General features: G+C 68.0%; 18 protein-coding genes. 11 read left to right on the forward strand and 7 right to left on the reverse strand.

Annotated elements, in window-relative coordinates; translation table 11 throughout:
* Window positions 1–97: 97 nt before the first annotated feature.
* Entirely contained in the window at window positions 98–1,204 is a 1,107-nt protein-coding gene (egtD, locus tag JTE92_RS24980) for an L-histidine N(alpha)-methyltransferase (protein WP_063241781.1), read from the reverse strand.
* 538 nt (window positions 1,205–1,742) lie between these two features.
* Here egtD and JTE92_RS24985 point away from each other — a divergent pair.
* From JTE92_RS24985 to ilvA, 4 genes are all read left to right on the forward strand, one after another.
* Window positions 1,743–2,447, forward strand: a complete 705-nt coding sequence (locus JTE92_RS24985; protein WP_063241780.1) for a TerC family protein — start codon at window positions 1,743–1,745, stop codon at window positions 2,445–2,447.
* A 131-nt stretch (window positions 2,448–2,578) separates the two neighbouring features.
* Window positions 2,579–3,373: a thymidylate synthase gene (locus JTE92_RS24990; protein ID WP_063241779.1), complete on the forward strand. Its 795-nt coding sequence runs from the start codon at window positions 2,579–2,581 to the stop codon at window positions 3,371–3,373.
* Window positions 3,370–3,870, forward strand: a complete 501-nt coding sequence (locus JTE92_RS24995) for a dihydrofolate reductase (protein WP_063241778.1) — start codon at window positions 3,370–3,372, stop codon at window positions 3,868–3,870. The genes JTE92_RS24990 and JTE92_RS24995 overlap by 4 nt, the downstream gene beginning before the upstream one ends.
* Window positions 3,871–4,084: 214 nt before the next feature.
* Window positions 4,085–5,656 carry a threonine ammonia-lyase, biosynthetic gene (ilvA, locus tag JTE92_RS25000; RefSeq protein WP_063241777.1) on the forward strand — a complete coding sequence of 524 codons (1,572 nt, stop codon included), beginning with the start codon at window positions 4,085–4,087 and terminating at the stop codon, window positions 5,654–5,656.
* A gap of 70 nt (window positions 5,657–5,726) precedes the next feature.
* Here the strand turns inward: ilvA and pmbA are convergent, their stop codons facing one another.
* The gene (pmbA, locus tag JTE92_RS25005) at window positions 5,727–7,094 is read right to left on the reverse strand and encodes a metalloprotease PmbA (RefSeq protein ID WP_063241776.1); all 1,368 of its coding nucleotides are present in this window, start codon (window positions 7,092–7,094) and stop codon (window positions 5,727–5,729) included.
* Window positions 7,095–7,151: 57 nt separating this feature from the next.
* Between pmbA and yjgA the strand changes: the two genes are divergently transcribed.
* Together yjgA and mog are read left to right on the forward strand one after the other, a co-directional pair.
* Window positions 7,152–7,766 (forward strand): ribosome biogenesis factor YjgA, encoded by a 615-nt coding sequence (gene yjgA / locus JTE92_RS25010; protein ID WP_063241775.1) that lies wholly within the window; start codon window positions 7,152–7,154, stop codon window positions 7,764–7,766.
* Complete coding sequence (gene mog, locus JTE92_RS25015) at window positions 7,763–8,410, forward strand: molybdopterin adenylyltransferase (RefSeq protein ID WP_063241774.1); 648 nt, start codon at window positions 7,763–7,765, stop codon at window positions 8,408–8,410. Before yjgA ends, mog begins: the two co-directional genes overlap by 4 nt.
* A 47-nt stretch (window positions 8,411–8,457) precedes the next feature.
* Here mog and JTE92_RS25020 read toward each other — a convergent pair whose 3' ends face one another.
* Window positions 8,458–9,339, reverse strand: coding sequence for an AEC family transporter (locus tag JTE92_RS25020; protein ID WP_063241773.1), 882 nt, complete (start codon window positions 9,337–9,339; stop codon window positions 8,458–8,460).
* 99 nt (window positions 9,340–9,438) lie between these two features.
* Window positions 9,439–10,077 (reverse strand): oligoribonuclease, encoded by a 639-nt coding sequence (gene orn / locus JTE92_RS25025; RefSeq protein WP_063241772.1) that lies wholly within the window; start codon window positions 10,075–10,077, stop codon window positions 9,439–9,441.
* A 96-nt stretch (window positions 10,078–10,173) separates the two neighbouring features.
* On the opposite strand from orn, the gene JTE92_RS25030 reads away from it, so the two are divergent.
* The 3 genes from JTE92_RS25030 to JTE92_RS25040 are packed head-to-tail and all read left to right on the forward strand — an operon-like array spanning window position 10,174 to window position 12,737.
* A complete protein-coding gene (locus JTE92_RS25030) occupies window positions 10,174–11,421 on the forward strand; it encodes a M48 family metallopeptidase (RefSeq protein WP_063241771.1) in 1,248 nt (415 codons plus the stop codon).
* Entirely contained in the window at window positions 11,418–12,377 is a 960-nt protein-coding gene (gene rsgA / locus JTE92_RS25035; protein ID WP_063241770.1) for a ribosome small subunit-dependent GTPase A, read from the forward strand. Before JTE92_RS25030 ends, rsgA begins: the two co-directional genes overlap by 4 nt.
* A 54-nt stretch (window positions 12,378–12,431) precedes the next feature.
* On the forward strand, window positions 12,432–12,737 hold the full coding sequence (locus JTE92_RS25040; protein ID WP_063241769.1) for a putative signal transducing protein: 306 nt from the start codon (window positions 12,432–12,434) through the stop codon (window positions 12,735–12,737).
* A 36-nt stretch (window positions 12,738–12,773) separates the two neighbouring features.
* On the opposite strand, the gene JTE92_RS25045 is transcribed toward JTE92_RS25040, so the two are convergent.
* Both JTE92_RS25045 and JTE92_RS25050 read right to left on the reverse strand, forming a co-directional pair.
* Window positions 12,774–13,766: a CobD/CbiB family protein gene (locus JTE92_RS25045; RefSeq protein ID WP_063241768.1), complete on the reverse strand. Its 993-nt coding sequence runs from the start codon at window positions 13,764–13,766 to the stop codon at window positions 12,774–12,776.
* A 170-nt stretch (window positions 13,767–13,936) separates the two neighbouring features.
* On the reverse strand, window positions 13,937–14,635 hold the full coding sequence (locus JTE92_RS25050; protein WP_063241767.1) for a pirin family protein: 699 nt from the start codon (window positions 14,633–14,635) through the stop codon (window positions 13,937–13,939).
* Between the two features lie 161 nt (window positions 14,636–14,796).
* Here JTE92_RS25050 and JTE92_RS25055 point away from each other — a divergent pair, with 161 nt between their 5' ends.
* Together JTE92_RS25055 and gluQRS are read left to right on the forward strand one after the other, a co-directional pair.
* Entirely contained in the window at window positions 14,797–15,717 is a 921-nt protein-coding gene (locus tag JTE92_RS25055) for a LysR family transcriptional regulator (protein WP_063241766.1), read from the forward strand.
* 10 nt (window positions 15,718–15,727) lie between these two features.
* Complete coding sequence (gene gluQRS / locus JTE92_RS25060) at window positions 15,728–16,633, forward strand: tRNA glutamyl-Q(34) synthetase GluQRS (protein ID WP_063241765.1); 906 nt, start codon at window positions 15,728–15,730, stop codon at window positions 16,631–16,633.
* Window positions 16,634–16,663: 30 nt separating this feature from the next.
* Here gluQRS and JTE92_RS25065 read toward each other — a convergent pair whose 3' ends face one another.
* Window positions 16,664–18,160, reverse strand: a complete 1,497-nt coding sequence (locus JTE92_RS25065) for a DEAD/DEAH box helicase (protein ID WP_174544896.1) — start codon at window positions 18,158–18,160, stop codon at window positions 16,664–16,666.
* Window positions 18,161–18,356: the final 196 nt, after the last annotated feature.

Consider the following 18,356-nt stretch of genomic DNA (forward strand, 5'->3'; position numbering starts at 1 on the left):
GTGCAGCCTGCAGCGCACGCCGGTGCGGCCATTATGACACCACCTGCCGGCCCGGCCCGAAGGCGGCCCGAAGGCAGCCCGAGCCTGTCCGGCAGCCTCAGCCGCGCGCGTGGAACACCGCGAACCAGCCGCGCGGATCGGTCCAGCAGACCGGGTCGTCAAACCCCGCGGCCTCGAGCAGCAGCGCGAAGTCGTCCTGCTTGTACTTGTACGAGTCTTCGGTATGGATGCGCTCGCCCGCGCCGAACTCGCGCGCGCCGCCGTCCCACTGCACGCGCACGTCGCGGCATGCCTCCAGGTGCATCTGGATGCGCGACGCCTCGCGGTCGAAGCTGGCCACGTGGCGCCAGTCCGCCAGCACGAAGTCGGTGCCGACGATCCGGTTCACGTTGCGCAGCATGTTGCGGTTGAAGGCGGCCGTGACGCCCAGCGCATCGTCATAGGCGGACACCAGCGCGGCCTCGTCCTTGTGCAGGTCGATGCCGATCAGCACGCCATCGCCGCGCCCGGCCGCGCCGCGCAGCCGCTGCAACAGCGCCAGCGCTTCCATCGGGGAGAAATTGCCGATGCTCGAGCCCGGGTAGAAAAACAACCGCCTGCCATGCCTCACGTTGCGCGGCAGGTCGAACGGCGCGCACAGGTCGGCGCCCAGCCCCAGCATCGGGATGCCAGGATGTTGCTGCTGTAGCGAGGACAGCGTCGCGCGCAGGAAATCGACCGAGATATCCAGTGCCACATACTGTGCCGGACGCAGGCTGCCGAACAGGCGCGCGGCCTTCTCGCAATTGCCGGCGCCCAGGTCCACCAGCACGCAGCCGCTGCCGGCGCGTGCCGCGATGGCGGGGGCGGCGCTGGCAAAGATGGCCGCCTCGGTGCGCGTCGGGTAGTACTCGGGCAGATCGGTGATCGCCTCGAACAGGCGCGAGCCGAGCACGTCGTAGAAGAACTTGGGACTGATCGCCGCCGGCTCGGCGCACAGCCCGGCCAGCAACTGCCGGCGCAGCGCGCCGCTGTCCTCGCAATACTGCTGCACGAACTCGGGCTGTGGCGGCGGCCGGTGCGCGTGGCCGTTGGCCAGTGCGACCAGCGCGGGCTGGGCGCCGGGCGCCGGCGACACGGCATGGCCGTTGTGGTGATGGTTGCGGGGAGTAGTCTGCGGGGTCTGCTGGGAAGAGGCGTTCGGCGGATTCGGGACAGCCGGCATGACGTTTCCTTGTGTGGTCGCGAATGGTTACTGCTTCACTGCGTATTCCCCAAGGCCGCGCTGTGCATGTCGTGCGCGCCGGTCTCCGCAACCCGCCCCTGTGCTGTCCGGTGCGCATCGGGCGGAGCCGAGCTTCAAGGATAGGTGCATCCGGCGGATTGCGCACCGTTGCATGTCCGGACGGGCATGATGCAGCACATGCAACGACTTGAGTCGGTATCTCCCCCAATGGGCCACACCGGCAACAGTTCGTTTATAATGCCGCCCAGCGCGGCCTCAGTGGCCCGCGACCCTCAAAGGGGAGTAGCTCCGGGGCCCGATGCCCTTAGCACAATCGTCATTCCGGGACTCGCGTCCCCGGTTGTGCTGACCGCCGGTGCGCATACCGCACCTGTGGTCGAGCAAGACCTTTGCAACCTGGACTTCATGGTTTGCAAAGGCGCCCCCATGCTCCCGTGCTCCACGAATCCAGGCGAACCAACGTTAAGCGTGCGCATCTGCGCTGTTTTATACCCTGATTTGTACCTGAGGAGAGTTCATGGAGTGGCTTACCGATCTGTTCACGATGCAGTTCCTGACGGCGCTGCTGTCGATTGTCGTCATTGACCTGGTGCTGGCCGGCGACAACGCCATCGTGATCGCACTGGCGGCACGCAACCTGCCGCCGCACCTGCAAAAGAAGGCCATCATCTGGGGCACCATCGGTGCCGTGGTGGTGCGCTCGGCCATGACGATCGGCGTGGTCTGGCTGCTGAAGATTCCGGGGCTGCTGCTGGTCGGCGGCCTGGCGCTGGTGTGGATCGCCTACAAGCTGCTCTCCGACGACAGCGGCGAAGAAGGGCACGGCGCGGGCGCCGCGACCCTGTGGGGCGCGATGAAGACCATCATCATCGCCGACGCGGTGATGGGCGTGGACAACGTGCTGGCCGTGGCCGGCGCCGCGCACGGCAGCTTCCTGCTGGTGGTGCTGGGCCTGCTGATCAGCATCCCCATCGTGGTGTGGGGCTCGAGCCTGGTGCTCAAGCTGATGGCGCGCTTCCCGGCCATCATCTACGTCGGCGCGGGCGTGCTGGCCTTCACGGCGGTCAAGATGATCGTGCACGAGCCGCTGGTCAAGGCCTTCTTCGAAGCCAACCCGGTGGTCAACTGGGGCCTGTACGTGCTGATCATCGGCGGCGTGCTCGGTGCCGGCTACCTGGTGCAGAAGCGCCGCGACCAGCAGGAGCCGGCCGGCAGCCACTAAGGCTTGCCGCCGCGCCGGGGCAGCCGCCCCGGTCCGCTGAAGGAAGGGCCGCCCGGAGGGGCGGCCCTTCTTGCTTTAAAATGCCTGCTTTGCGGGTCCAGCGCCCGCGTCACATCCCCTGCCCCGCGCCGATGAAACAGTATCTCGACTTCATGCGCCATGTGTACCAGCATGGCACCGACAAGGCCGACCGCACCGGCACCGGCACGCGCTCGGTGTTCGGCTACCAGATGCGCTTCGACCTGCGCGAAGGCTTCCCGGTGGTGACCACCAAGAAGCTGCACCTGAAGTCCATCATCCTGGAACTGCTGTGGTTCCTGCAGGGCTCGACCAATGTGCGCTGGCTGCAGGAAAACGGCGTCAGCATCTGGGACGAATGGGCCGACGAGAACGGCGAACTGGGCCCGGTGTACGGCTCGCAGTGGCGCTCGTGGCCGGCGCCGGACGGCCGCCATATCGACCAGATCTCCGACCTGATGGCGCAGATCCGCGCCAACCCGGACTCGCGCCGGCTGATCGTGTCGGCCTGGAACGTGGCCGATATCCCGCGCATGAAGCTGCCGCCCTGCCACGCGTTCTTCCAGTTCTATGTGGCCGACGGCAAGCTGTCGTGCCAGCTGTACCAGCGCAGCGCCGACATCTTCCTGGGCGTGCCGTTCAATATCGCCAGCTATGCGCTGCTGACGCACATGATCGCGCAGCAGGCCGGGCTGGAAGTGGGCGACTTCATCTGGACCGGCGGCGACTGCCATCTCTACAACAACCACTTCGAGCAGGTGCAGACCCAGCTGGGGCGCTCGCCGCTGCCGCTGCCGCGGCTGAAGATCCTGCGCAAGCCCGACAGCATCTTCGACTACCGCTATGAAGACTTCCAGCTGGACGGCTACCAGTCGCATGCCGCCATCAAGGCACCGGTGGCCGTATGACGATCCTGACCCTGGTTGTCGCCAAGGCCCGCAACGGCACCATCGGCCGCGACAACACGCTGCCGTGGCGCCTGCCGGAAGACCTCGCGCATTTCAAGCGCACCACCATGGGCGCGCCGGTGATCATGGGCCGCAAGACCTGGGACTCGATCGGCCGCCCGCTGCCGGGCCGGCGCAATATCGTGGTCAGCCGCAATCCGGACCTGCGCATCGAAGGCGCCGAAGTGGCAACGTCGCTGGAGGACGCGCAGCGCTTGTGCGTGGGCGCCGACCAGATCTTTCTGATCGGTGGCGCGCAGCTGTATGCCGAGGCGATGCCGAGTGCCGACAGGCTGGTCGTGACCGAGATCGATGCCGACGTGGAAGGCGACGCGTTCTTCCCGCCGATCGACCGCACGCAATGGCTGGAAACCGCGCGCGAGACGCATCATTCCGAGGCCAACGGCTTCGATTATGCGTTTGTCACCTATGATCGGCCGCCTTCGGAAGAGTCCTGAGCCGATGGCGGCGGCATTGACAAATCCCGCCGCATCGCCCAGAGTCTGTGCCATGGACCGCCGTCACTTCCCCATCGCGCGAATTATTCGCACCATTCTCCGAATGGTGGGTTAGCGCGCGTCCAGAACCAGTTTTCCGCAAACACCCGCCCTGCAGGCGGGTGTTTTGTTTTCCGGCTCCAGGGCAACCGACAACGAACCCCGGAGCCGCACCATGCATGCCACCGCCGAAGTCGCCGAAGTCGCCACCGACGACGCCGCATCCGACCATCACGCCTACCTGAAGCGCATCCTGACCGCGCGCGTCTACGATGTGGCGCGCGAGACCGAACTGGACTTTGCCAGGCACCTGTCCGCGCGGCTGCACAACAAGGTCTACCTCAAGCGCGAAGACACCCAGCCGGTGTTCTCGTTCAAGCTGCGCGGCGCCTACAACAAGATGGCACACTTGAGCCCCGAGGCACTGCGGCGCGGCGTCATCACCGCCTCGGCGGGCAATCATGCGCAAGGCGTGGCGCTGTCCGCGGCGCGGCTCGGCGTGCGCGCGCTGATCGTGGTGCCGACCACGGCGCCGCAGGTCAAGGTCGACGCGGCGCGCGCGCACGGCGGGCCCACCGTCGAGGTGGTGCAGGCCGGCGACTCCTATACCGATGCCTACCGTCATGCGATGCAGCTGCAGGCCGAGCAAGGGCTGACTTTCATCCCGGCATTCGACGACCCCGATGTCATCGCCGGTCAGGGAACCGTCGCAGCGGAAATCCTCAACGCGCACCGCGGCCCGATCCACGCGATCTTCGTGCCGATCGGCGGCGGCAGCCTCGCTGCCGGCGTGGCCACCTACGTCAAGGCGGTGCGGCCGGAGATCAGGGTCATCGGCGTGCAGACGGAGGACTCCTGCGCGATGGCGCAATCGATCCGCGCGGGACGGCGCGTCGAACTGGAGGAAGTGGGACTGTTCTCGGACGGCACCGCGGTCAAGCTGGTCGGCGCCGAGACCTTCCGGCTGTGCCGCCGCTACCTGGACGAGATCGTCACCGTCGACACCGACGCGCTGTGCGCGGCGATCAAGGACGTGTTCGAGGACACCCGCAGCGTGCTGGAGCCCGCCGGCGCGCTGGCGGTGGCCGCGGCCAAGCAGTACGCGGCGCGCGAGGGCCTGTGCAACCAGACGCTGGTGGCTGTGACCTCCGGCGCGAATATCAACTTCGAGCGCATGCGTTTCGTCGCCGACCGCGCCGAACTGGGCAACGCGCGCGAAGCCATGTTCGGCGTGACCCTGCCCGAAGCCTGCGGCGCGTTCCGCCGCCTGTGCGCACGCGTGGGCGACAGGCAGATCAGCGAGTTCACCTACCGGATTGCCGATGCGCACACCGCGCACGTCTTTGTCGGCATGCAGCTGCGCGCGGCCGGCGAGGCGACGGAGATCCTCGACACGCTGCACGCCGACGGCCTCCCGGCGATCGACCTGACCGCCGACGAGGTGGCCAAGGAGCACGTCCGCCACATGATCGGCGGCCGCTCGCCGCTGGCGCACGGCGAGCGCCTGTTCCGCTTTGAGTTCCCCGAGAAGCCCGGGGCATTGATGGCCTTCCTGTCGACGCTGGCGCCGGACTGGAACATCAGCCTGTTCCACTACCGCAACCAGGGCGGCGATACGGGGTCGGTGCTGGCCGGCATCCAGGTGAGCGACGGCCAGGCGCAGGCGTTCCGCGAGCGGCTGGCCACGCTGGGCTATCCGTGGCAGGAAGTCAGCGACAACGCGGCGTACCGCATGTTCCTCGCGTAAGGAAGGGGAAACGCAAGCGAGCCGCCCGCAGGCGGCTCGCCATGTCCGTCAGTTGCCGATCAGTCGCCGATCAGTTGCCGGCGATGGTCATCTGCTCGATCAGGATCGAGCCGGTTTCCTTGGTGCCGCGGATCAGCGAATCGGCGCCGATCGCGACGATCTGCCGGAACATCTCGGCCATATTGCCGGCAATGGTGATTTCCTCCACCGGGTACTGGATCACGCCGTTCTCGACCCAGTAGCCCGACGCGCCGCGCGAATAATCGCCGGTCACGTAGTTGACGCCCTGCCCCATCAGCTCGGTCACCAGCAGGCCGGTGCCGAGCTTGCGCAGCATCGCCGGGAAGTCGTCGCCGGGCTCGGTCAGGTTGCTGTGCAGCGTCAGGTTATGCGAGCCGCCGGCATTGCCGGTGGTCTTCATGCCGAGCTTGCGCGCCGAATACGTCGACAGGAAGTAGCCCTGCACCACGCCGTCGCGAACCACGTCGCGCTCGCGCGTACGCACGCCTTCTTCGTCGAACGGGGCGCTGCCCATCGCGCCCGGGGTGTGCGGCTGCTCGTGGATCTGCACGTGCGGCGCGAATACGGCCTTGCCCAGCGTATCGCACAGGAAGGTGGACTTGCGGTACAGCGCGCCGCCCGACACCGCCTGCACGAAGGCGCCCAGCAGGCCCGCGGCCAGCGGCGCCTCGAACAGCACGGGGCAGCGGCGCGTGGACAGCTTGCGCGCCTGCAGCCGCGCCAGCGCGCGCTCGGCCGCGTAGCGGCCGATGTCCTCGGGGTTGGCCAGTGCCAGCGGCGAGCGCTTGGACGAGTACCAGTCATCGCGCTGCATGCCGCCGCCGCTGCCGGCGATCGGCGCGCACGAGATGAAATGGCGCGAATACGGATAGCCGCCCGAGAAACCGCGCGTGGTCGCCAGCACGAACTGCGAATGCTGCGCCGACACGCTGGCGCCGTCGCTGTTGCGGATGCGCGGCGACACCGCGAAGGCGGCGGCCTCGGCGCGGGTGGCGATGTCGATGGCGGCCTCGGCATCGATGGTCCAGGGATGGAACAGGTCCAGGTCCTGCGGCGAGCGCTCCAGCAGTTCTTCCTCGGCCAGGCCCGCGCACTCGTCTTCCGCGGTGAAGCGGGCGATGTTGTAGGCCGCCTCGGCAGTGGCGCGCAGCGCGGCCGGCGAGAAGTCCGAGGTGCTGGCGTTGCCCCGGCGCTTGCCGATCATCACCGTCACGCCGACCACCTTGTCGCGGTTCTGCTCGATCGTTTCCACCTGTCCCTTGCGCACCGATACGGACAGCCCGCTGCCTTCGGAGATCTCCGTGGCGGCATCCGTCGCGCCCAGTTCGCGTGCCACACGCAGCACATCGGCGGCCATCTCGCTGAGCTGGGCCTGGGTGTAGGTGAAATGCGCGGTCTGTTCTGCGATCTGGTCCATGGGGGATCCGTGCCTGGGGGTCATCAAAAGTCCAAGCGGGAATCATAGCAAGATAAAATGCCGGTCATGACGCGAAATTCCCGTAATTCCCAAGGCTCGCGCTTCCCCGGCGCGTTTTCGCCGGAGCCCGAAGACGACGAACCGAAAAGCAAGTCGCAGCGCAAGCGCGACATGACCGCCCTGCAGGACCTTGGCGCCGAGCTGGAAAGCCTGGCCAAGGACCGGCTGGCGCGCGTGCCCATGCCCGAGACGCTGGCCGATGCCATCCACGAGGCGCGCCGCATCACCAGCCACGAAGGCAAGCGCCGCCAGATGCAGTACGTGGGCAAGGTCATGCGCGGCCTCGACGACGACGAGGTCGAGGCGATCCGCGCCGCGCTGGAAGGCTTCAAGGGCACCAGCAAGGCCGAGACCGCGCGCATGCACCTGATCGAGCGCTGGCGCGAGCTGCTGCTGGCCGACGATGCGGCGCTGACGCGGTTCCTCGGCGAGCACCCGGTCGCCGACGTGCAGTCGCTGCGCAACATCATCCGCAACGCACGCAAGGAGAAGGAGCAGGCCAGGCCGCCGCGCTACTTCCGCGAACTGTTCCAGGCCATCAAGGCAGCGCTCGACGCCAAGGACGGCGCTGCCTCCAGCGACGCAGCCCCTTCCCCGGAGCCCGAGGCATGACCCAGACCACGCAGTCCACGCAGCCGGTATCCCGCAACCATCCCGACGAGCTCGTCGTCGGCTTTGTCTCGGTCTCGGACCGCGCCTCGGCCGGCACCTACCAGGACGAAGGCATCCCGGCGCTGCGCGAGTGGTTCGGCCGCACGCTGACCTCGCCGTGGCAGGCGGTGGAGCGGCTGATCCCCGATGAGCAGGCGCAGATCTCGCGCACGCTGATCGAGCTGGTGGACGTGGCCGGCTGCGACCTGGTGCTGACCACCGGCGGCACCGGCCCGGCGCGACGCGATGTCACGCCGGAGGCCACGCTGGCGGTAGCCACCAAGGAAATGCCGGGCTTCGGCGAGCAGATGCGGCAAGTGAGCCTGCACTTCGTGCCTACCGCGATCCTGTCGCGCCAGGTGGCCGTGATCCGCGAGACCGCCAGCCGCGCCGCGCTGATCATCAACCTGCCCGGCCAGCCGCGCGCCATCCGCGAGACGCTGGAAGGCCTGCGCGATGCAGACGGCAAGCCGGTGGTGCAAGGCATCTTTGCCGCGGTGCCGTATTGCATCGACCTGATCGGCGGGCCTTACATGGAAACCGACGAGGCCGTGGTCAAGGCCTGGCGGCCTAAGAACGCCGTGCGCGCCAAGCCTGCGGGCTGATCTCCCGGCGAACGTCGTTCCCGCGCAGCGGGAACGACAGCAAGGACTCAGCGCAATCCCAGGTACAACCCCACCGGCACGAACACCACCGCGGCAATATTGCCGAGCAGCACGATCGACGCGACCTGGTCGGGCTCCTGCCGGAAATGGTCGGCGATCAGGAAGTTCAGCACCGCCGGTGGCAGCGCCGCGAAAACGAACAGCAGCCCGCGCTGCAGTTCTGTCAGCGGCACCCACTGCGCCAGCAGCAGCGCCACCGCGACGCCGGTCAGCGGGCATGCCACCGCGCCCACCACGCCCATGCCCCAGTTGCGCAGGCTCACGTCCTTCATGCGCACGCCCAGCGCGAACAGCATCAGCGGCACAGTGGCATCGCCCAGCAGCTTGACCGACTGGTAGACCGGGTCCGGCAAGGTGAACCAGGGCCGCGCCAGCGACAGCCCGACGCCGGCTACCGTGGCCAGCACCATCGGGTTGCGCGCGATCTGCGCCATCGACGCATGCCGGTTGACGATCTTCAGGCCGAGGGTGAAGTGCATCAGGTTCGACGCCGCGAACAGCGCCACCGCCGGGGCCAGCCCGGCGTGGCCGAAGGCAAAGACCGACAGCGGCAAACCCATGTTGCCGCAGTTGTTGAACATCATCGGCGGCACGAAGGTGCGGGGATCGACCTTGAGCAGCCGCGCCACCGCCCACGCCAGCACGCCCGAACCCAGCACCACCGCCACCGCGCAGGCCAGCAGCACCAGCTGGTCGGCCAGCACGAATTCCTTGCTGACAAAGGCCGATACGACCAGCAGCGGCGCGATCACATCGAGCGTGGCGCGGTTGATGCCGGCCATGTCCGGATGGGCCTTGCGCCCGTACAGCCACCCGACCAGGATGATCAGGATGACCGGCGTGATGATGGATACGATGCGCTCGAACATGGCAGGCTCGACGGGAGGTGCCCGGGAGGGCAGCGCGCGCCCCGTCGGTGGTGGTTGGTTGTTGTTGTCGGAGGCCGGGAAGCCGCTTGTTGCGCCGGCTTATTGTGCCGGGGTGTCGGCAGCCGGGGTGTCGGCAGCCGGAGCAGCGGCGGCCGGTGCGCCCGGCGGCGTGTGACGGATAAAGTGCGTGCGGTAGTAGCGCAGCTCTTCCACCGATTCCAGGATGTCGGCCAGCGCCGTGTGCAGCTGGCGCTTGACGAAGCCCTTGTGGATGACCGGCTCCCAGCGCTTGCACAGCTCCTTGAGCGTGGACACGTCCAGGTTGCGGTAGTGGAAGAACGCCTCCAGCCTGGGCATGTAGCGCGCCATGAAGCGGCGGTCCTGGCAGATCGAGTTGCCGCACATCGGCGACTTGCCGGCCGGGACCCAGCGCTTGAGGAAGGCCAGCAGCTCGGCCTCGGCCTGCTCCTCGGTCAGCGTGGACGCCTTGACCTTGTCGATCAGGCCGGAGCGGCCGTGGGTGCCCTTGTTCCAGTTGTCCATGCCGTCGAGCACGGCATCGCTCTGGTGGATCACCAGCACCGGGCCCTCGGCCAGGATGTTCAGTTCGGAGTCGGTAATGACGATCGCGATCTCGATGATGCGGTCGGTATCCGGCTGCAAGCCGGTCATTTCCATGTCCAGCCAGATCAGGTTGTGTTCGCTCTTGACGGACTTGGCGGCGGCGTGGGTGGTCATCGGGACTGCTGAGAAAGGGATTTGGGGAAGCGGCCGCGGCGGAGGCGGACACGAACAACTTATAATTCTCGCATATCCGTCCCAAGGCTCTTGCCGATGTTCACGATTGTCTTCCTCGCCGCGCTGGTGCTGATGGTGCTGACCAAGCTCTGGCTGGCCGCGCGCCAGGTGCGCCATGTGGCACAGCACCGCAACGCGGTGCCGGCGCGCTTTGCCGACACCATCTCGCTCGACTCCCACCAGAAGGCGGCCGACTACACCATCGCCCGCACCCGGCTGTCGATGCTCGAAGTGCTGGCCGGCGCCGCGGTGCTGATCGGCTTCACCATGCTCGGCGGGCTGCAGTGGCTCAACCAGGCCTGGCTGGAAACCTTCGGCCCGGGCTATGCGTATGGCGTGGCGCTGGTGGCCAGCGTGGCGGTGATCGGCGGGCTGGTCGACCTGCCCTTCTCGCTCTACGGCCAGTTCGGCATCGAGGAGCGCTTCGGCTTCAACAAGATGATTTTTGGCCTGTGGCTGGCCGACATGGTCAAGATGCTGCTGGTTGCGAGCGTGCTGGGCCTGCCGCTGCTGCTGGCGGTGCTGTGGCTGATGGAGCGCGCCGGCTCGCTGTGGTGGCTGTGGACGTGGCTGGTGTGGATGGGCTTCAACCTGTTCCTGCTGGTGGTGTTCCCGACCTTTATCGCGCCCCTGTTCAACAAGTTCGAGCCGCTCACCGACGAAGCGCTGCGCCAGCGCATCGAGGGCCTGATGCAGCGCTGCGGCTTTGCCAGCAAGGGCCTGTTCGTGATGGACGGCAGCAAGCGCAGCGCGCACGGCAATGCCTACTTCACCGGCTTCGGCGCGGCCAAGCGCATCGTCTTCTTCGACACGCTGCTGGCGCGGCTGTCGGGCGACGAGATCGAGGCGGTGCTGGCGCACGAACTCGGCCACTTCAAGCGCCGCCACGTGGCCAAGCGCATCGCGGTCACCTTCGCACTGAGCCTGGTGTTCCTGGCGCTGCTGGGCTGGCTGGCGACACGCACGTGGTTCTACACTGGCCTCGGCGTGGCGCCCAACCTGGGCGTGTCCAACCATGCGCTGGCACTGGTGCTGTTCTTCCTGACGCTGCCGGTGTTCACCTTCCTGCTCGGCCCGCTGTCGAGCCAGTCGTCGCGCCGCCATGAATTCGAGGCCGACGCCTTCGCCGCCGACCAGACCAACGCCGGCCACCTGGTATCGGCGCTGGTGAAGCTGTACAAGGACAACGCTTCGACCCTGACGCCCGATCCGCTCTACAGCGCCTTCTACTACTCGCATCCGCCCGCCGCGCAGCGGATCGACCGGCTGCTGGCGCACGCATGAGCCGCACCTCCCGACACCGCGGCGCCAATGCCGACACGAACGCCGAACCCGCGCTGATCATCGCCGCGCACGGCCGCCACTATGTGGTCGAGCTGGCCGACGGCACGCGCATGCATGCCTTCCCGCGCGGCAAGAAGAGCGACAGCGCCGTGGGCGACCATGTCAGCGTCGAGCGCGCCGCGGCCGACCAGTGCGTGATCACCAGGGTGCAGGCGCGCAAGAACCTGCTGCATCGCTCGGACCAGTTCAAGTCCAAGCTGCTGGCAGCCAATATCGACCAGGTCATCATCGTGCTGGCGACCGAGCCGGGCTTCTCCGAAGACCTGCTCGGGCGCGCGCTGGTATCGGCCGAGGCGCTCGAGATCCGGCCGCTGATCGTGCTCAACAAGACCGACCTGCCCGAGCGGCTGGACGAGGCGCGCCGGCGCCTGGCGCTGTACCGCGAGCTGGGCTACGACACGCTGGAACTGTCGGTGCGCGCCGACCCCGAACAGGCGCTGGCGGCGCTGCAGCCGCGGCTGGCCGGGCTGTCCAGCATCCTGATCGGCCAGTCGGGCATGGGCAAGTCGTCATTGCTCAACCTGCTGATCCCGGGCGTCGATGCGCAGACGCGCGAGATCTCGGCCAAGCTCGATTCCGGCAAGCACACCACCACCTTCACGCGGCTGTACCACCTGCCGGCGGACTGGGGCACGGTCGACGGGCGCCAGGGTGCGCTGATCGACTCGCCCGGCTTCCAGGAATTCGGCCTGTACCACCTGAGCGAAGGCATGCTGGAGCGCGCCTTCCCGGAGTTCCGGCCGCGGCTGACAGAGTGCCGCTTCTACAACTGCCACCACACCAACGAACCCGGCTGCGGCGTGCTGGCGGCGGTGGCATCCGGCGCGATCGCGGAGCGCCGCCACCAGCTCTACGCGCAGCTGCTGCACGAATCCAGCCAGCAGAAGCCGTGGTGAAACCCTGGCAGGGCCGTGGTAAGGTAAGCGCACCTGGGTAACCGGTGCGCCGCCATGAAACTGCTGCTGTCAGCCACCTCGCTCGTCCACGCCGCCCATTGCCAGAACGTCCTGCAGGCCGCCGGCATCCGGGCAGAGCTACGCAACACCTGGCTGGGCGGCGCCACCGGCGAGATTCCGTTCCGGGAAAGCGCGCCGCAGGTCTGGCTGGTCGATGACGAGATGGAAGCGCAGGCGTGGGCGGCGCTCAATGCCGCGGCCAACCCCGTGCCGGGACCGAGCTGGCAATGCCGCCACTGCAAGGAATGGCACGAGGCCCAGTTCGGCGCCTGCTGGCGCTGCGGCGCTGCGCGCGACTAGCCGGCAGCCGCTTTTACATACTTGCGCACGCCGGTATCAGCCCACCCACAGCGCCAGCGACACCATGGCAAGCAGCAGCATCCACAGCACCACCGCCCGCCATACCAGCCCGACAGCCGACTGCAGCGTGCGCACGCTTGGCTCGGCGCCGAATTCCGGCGCCGACGGCTCAGGACCGTTGTCCTCTTCCATGCCGGGCGCATAATCCACCGCCGGGCCGACCACGCTGGCGCGCAGCACCACGGTGGAGTCATCCTCGGCCAGCGGCGTGCCCAGGCGCACGCCCAGCGCCCCGCCGCCGCTGGCGAGCAGGATGCCGTTGACCGCATCGTTCCACTTGCGCGCATGGTTGCGCCACGCGTACACCGCATCCTCGAAATTGCCGACGATGGCAAAGCCGATCGCGGTCAGGCGCGAGGGGATCCAGTCGAGCAGGTAGAACGCGCGCGCGGCGAAACGGCCCAGCGCGGGGCTGCGCTCGGTCGACGGCTCGTTCCAGTGGCGGGCGAGGTATTCCGCGACGCGGTACAGCACCACGCCGCCGGGCCCGACCGGCACCAGGAACCAGAAGAACACGCCGAACACATGCCGGTGCACGGCGATGATCGCCGCCTCCAGCGTGTGCCGCACGATCTCGGTGACCGGCATCTCGACCGTGTCGAGGCCGGTCCACTCATGCAGCAGCGTGCGCGCGGTATGGACGTCGTCGCGGTTCAGCGCCTCGTGGATGTCGGTGAAGTAGTGGCTGAACTGGCGGAAGCCCAGCGTCAGGTACAGCACCAGCACGTTCCAGGCGAGGGTCAGCGCCACGCTGATCGAAGCCAGCAGGTAATGCACCACGACCACGGCCAGTGTCAGCGGCAGCACTACGGTAAACCAGGCCAGCGCGGCATCGCGGGGGCGGCCGGTGTCGAAGGCGTGCTCGGCGCGGTCGCCGAGTGCGCGCACGATCTCGTGGATCGGGTTGTTGCGGCCCAGGGCGCGGAACTGCTCGGCGATCAGCGCCAGGAGAATGGAAACAAAGGTCATCTTGGTACGGGTGTTCCAAGGGGGCGCGCCCGCCCGATGTGCCGGTGCAGGCGCAATGCATAGCGAGAAGATAGCACAGCGGTACCTGACCCTACCCGTTGCGATACAAAAAGCAAAAGCCCGCCGGTGGGCGGGCAGGACTTCCTCGATCGAATCTACGCGTGGCGGGGTCAGGGCAAATCGAACACCAGCACCTCGGCCTCATCGCCACCGGACAGCGCGACCTCGCCGACCGATTCCAGCCTGGCCGCATCGCCCGCTTCCAGCGCCGTCCCATTGACCAGCACGCGGCCGCGCGCCACATGGACATAGGCGCGGCGGCCCGGCGCGAGGGCCAGCGTGGCAGCCTCCTGGCCGTCGAACAGCCCGGCGTACAGGCGCACGTCCTGGTGCACTACCACCGAACCGCCGGCGCCGTCCTGGCTCGCCACCAGGCGCAGCTTGCCGCGCTTGTCGGCCGCCGCGAAGTGCTTTTCCTCGTAGCCCGGCTCGATGCCATTCTGCGCAGGCATGATCCAGATCTGCAGGAAGTGAGTCGTATCGTGCGCCGCGTGGTTGTACTCCGAGTGCCGCACACCGGTGCCGGCGCTCATGCGCTGCACGTCGCCCGGGCGGATCACGCTGCCGTTGCCCATGCTGTCCTTGTGCGCCAGCTCGCCTTCGAGCACGTAGCTGATGATCTCCATGTCGCGGTGGCCGTGCGTGCCGAAGCCCATGCCCGGCGCGACGCGGTCCTCGTTGATCACGCGCAGCGGCCCGAACTGCACATGCTGCGGATCGTAGTAGTCGGCAAACGAGAACGAATGATAGGACTTCAGCCAGCCGTGATCCGCATAACCGCGCTCTGCAGACTTTCTGATTTCAATCATTTTGATGGCCCTCCTAGGCCTACTTCCGTGTCGCCACCGGCAGCGGAACTGCTTGCAACCGTTTGGCGGCATGTATTGCGTTGTCGATGCTAGGAAGTTTAGGCCCCGACGCGTATATTTACGGGGACCACCTTAGAAGCATTCATTCAGTTTTTCTGAATATGCCACTCTCACTCGAATCCCTCGAAGTCCTGGACGCCATCGAGCGCAAGGGCAGCTTCGCCGCCGCCGCCCACGAGATGGGCAAGGTGCCCTCCGCGCTGACCTATGTGGTGCGAAAGCTGGAGGAAGACCTGGACGTGCTGCTGTTCGACCGGCGCCGCCACCGCGCCGAACTGACCCCGGCCGGACGCGCACTGCTCGACGAAGGCCGCCACCTGCTGCACGCCGCCGACGACCTGGCGCGCCGCGTCAAGCGGCTGGCCACCGGCTGGGAAGCCACGCTGACCATCGTGGTGGACGACCTGATCAATTTCCGCGCGCTGCTGCCGGTGATCCACGACTTCTATGCCGAGAACACCGCCACGCGGCTGCGCTTTGCCAAGGAAGTGCTGGGCGGTGCCTGGGACGCGCTGGTCAGCAACCGTGCCGACCTGGTGATCGGCGGCGCCTACGATGCGCCGAGCACGCAGGGCTTCCAGATCCGGCCGCTGGGCACGGTACCGTTCGTGTTCGCGGTGGCGGCGCACCATCCGCTGGCCACCGAGGAAGGCCCGCTCACCACCATCCAGATCGCCAGGCACCGCATCGTCGCGGTGGGCGACACCTCGCGCAACCTGCCGGCGCGCACCCATGGCGTGCTGGCCGGCCAGGACGTGCTGGTGGTGCCGACCATGCGCGACAAGCTGGAAGCGCAGATCCGCGGCCTGGGCTGCGGCTGGCTGCCGGCGCCGATGGCACAGCCGCATATCGAAAGCGGCGTGCTGCAGGTGCGCGAAACGGTCGAGGTGCGCGCCCCGGGCAACTTCAAGGTGGCGTGGCGCACCAGCAACCGCGGCAAGGCGCTGCAATGGTGGGCCGGCAAGCTGGAAGACCCGCGCCTGGCGCAGGCGCTGCTGCTGCAACCCGAACTCGCCGGCTGAGGGTGTCCGCATGGCAGTGACGGCTGCAATGTTTGCCGCGGCGGCCGGCTACCGCGGCCGCTTTGCCCCCTCGCCGACCGGCCCGCTGCATATGGGCTCGCTGGTCACCGCGCTGGCCAGCTGGCTGGATGCGCGCGCGCACGGCGGCCAGTGGCTGGTGCGCATCGAGGACATCGACATGCCGCGCTGCGTGCGCGGCGCCGACGAAGACATCCTGCAGACGCTGGCGCGCCTGGGCATGACGCCGGACGAGCCGCCGGTGTGGCAGAGCCGGCGCGAGGCGCACTACGCCGAAGCGCTGCGCCGGCTCGACGCCGCCGGACAGCTCTACCCCTGCGGCTGCTCGCGCAAGGAGATCGCCGACTCGCTGGTGCACGTGCGGGAGCGGCACCAGACGCTGGGCTACCCCGGCACTTGCCGCCACGGCCTGAACGGCAAGCTGCCGCGCGCGTGGCGCGTGCGCGTGCCGGATGGCCCAGCCGCCACGATCTGCTTCGACGACCGCTGGCAGGGGCGCCAGTGCCAGGACCTCGAAACCGAGCTGGGGGACTTCGTGCTGCGCCGGGCCGACGGACTATGGGCCTACCAGCTGGCGGTGGTGGTGGACGATGGCCTGCAGGGCATCACGCATATCGTGCGCGGCGCCGACCTGCTCGACTCGACGCCGCGGCAGATCCACCTGCAGCACCTGCTGGGCCTGCCCACGCCAAGCTACCTGCACGTGCCGGTGGTGGTCAACGAGATCGGGGAAAAGCTGAGCAAGCAGAGCGGCGCGCAGGCGATCGACACCGGCGCGCCGCTGGAGGCGCTGCGCCAGGCGGGCAGGCACCTGGGCCTGGCGAACAATGAAGGGAATGTGCAGGACTGGCTGGCGCGCGCCACGGAGGAGTGGCGCCAGCGCATGGCGGCGGCCTGACCTGCAGGCCGCCTCAGCAGGATCGCCCGATCAGGACTTGCGCGGCACGCCGCCCAGCAGCGCCGCGACCGGGCGCTTGGGCGCCTGGCGGCCACGGCTCAGCGCGGCGGCGATTTCCTCCGACGGCTTGACCTGCGAACTGCTGGCGCTGGGCTCGTACGGGCGCGAGAAGAACGGATCGTCGGACGGACGGAACACCTGGCGGCTGCCGCTGTGCTCGTGGCGGCGCGGCCGCTCCTCGTCGCCGTTGCCGCGCGCGCGGCGCAGGTCGCCGCGCTGGCGGCGGCGCTCCGCCTCGTCCTGGCGCGACTTCTCGCCGGTCGGGTCGAAGCCCTCCAGCTTGCCACGCGGAATGCTGCGCTTGATCAGCTTCTCGATGTCGGACAGCAGGCGCTCATCGTTGCCCGGCACGAAGATCGACAGCGCATCGCCGCTGGCGCCGGCACGGCCGGTGCGGCCGATGCGGTGCACGTAGTCCTCGGCGCTGTACGGCACATCAAAGTTGATCACGCACGGCATGTCGGGGATATCGAGCCCGCGCGCCGCCACGTCGGTGGCAACCAGCGCGTCGATGGTGCCGCTCTTGAAGCCGTCCAGCGTCTGCATGCGCTCGGTCTGGGTCTTGTCGCCGTGGATCGCGGAGGCGTTGATGCCCTCGCGCTCCAGGTGCCGCGCCAGGCGCGAGCAGCCGATCTTGCTGTTGACGAAGACGATGCACTGGCGCGACAGCCCCTGCTCGGCCCGCTGCTTGAGCAGATGCACCACCGCCGCCTGCTTGTGGCCATCTTCGACCTGGTACACGGTCTGGCGCACGTTCTCGTTGGTGGAGTTGCTGCGCGCCACCTCGATGGTGACCGGCTGCTTCAGGTAGCTGGCGGCCAGCCGCTTGATTTCCGCCGAGAACGTCGCCGAGAACAGCAGCGTCTGGCGCTGCGCCGGCAGCAGGTTGATGATGCGCTGCAGGTCCGGCAGGAAGCCCATGTCGAGCATCCGGTCGGCCTCGTCCAGCACCAGCATCTGCACCTGCGACAGGTTGACCGACTTCTGCTGCACGTGGTCGAGCAGGCGGCCCGGCGTGGCCACCAGGATTTCGACGCCGCGGCGCAGGGCATCGGTCTGCGGATTCATGTCGACGCCGCCGAACACCACCGTGCTGCGCAGGTCGGTGTGCTTGGCATAGCGGGCGACGTTGTCGTAGACCTGGTCGGCCAGTTCGCGCGTGGGCGTCAGCATCAGCGCGCGCACCGGGTGGCGCGCCGGCGAGGCGCTGGCGTTGGCCAGCGGCAGCAGGCGCTGGATGATCGGCAGCGCGAAGCCGGCGGTCTTGCCGGTGCCGGTCTGCGCGGCGCCCATCACGTCCTTGCCGAGCAGCACGACGGGAATGGCCTGCGCCTGGATCGGCGTGGGCGTGGTGTAGCCCTGGTCGGACAAGGCACGCAGGATGCGCGCGTCCAGGCCAAAGCTCTCGAAGGTCTGCACCGCGGTCTGCCCGGCGGTGGTGGGTTCTGGTGCGGTCGTAGTGGTCATGGGTATCGGTGTCTGGCGGGAGGCGAACCCGGCACAAACGGATACGCGTCTGGAACTCATCTCGCCCTGGCTCTCGGCTGGCACCGGAGCGGCGCCGGCGCGGCCACGCCGCGTGCATCGGGCTTGCGGCTTTTGACCAAGAGAATCAAAGACTTAAATTTTAGCATTTCTGCCCGCACAGTGACCAGCACGGCGC

The sequence above is a fragment of the Cupriavidus oxalaticus genome (assembly GCF_016894385.1).
GTDB classification, from domain to species: Bacteria; Pseudomonadota; Gammaproteobacteria; order Burkholderiales; family Burkholderiaceae; genus Cupriavidus; species Cupriavidus oxalaticus.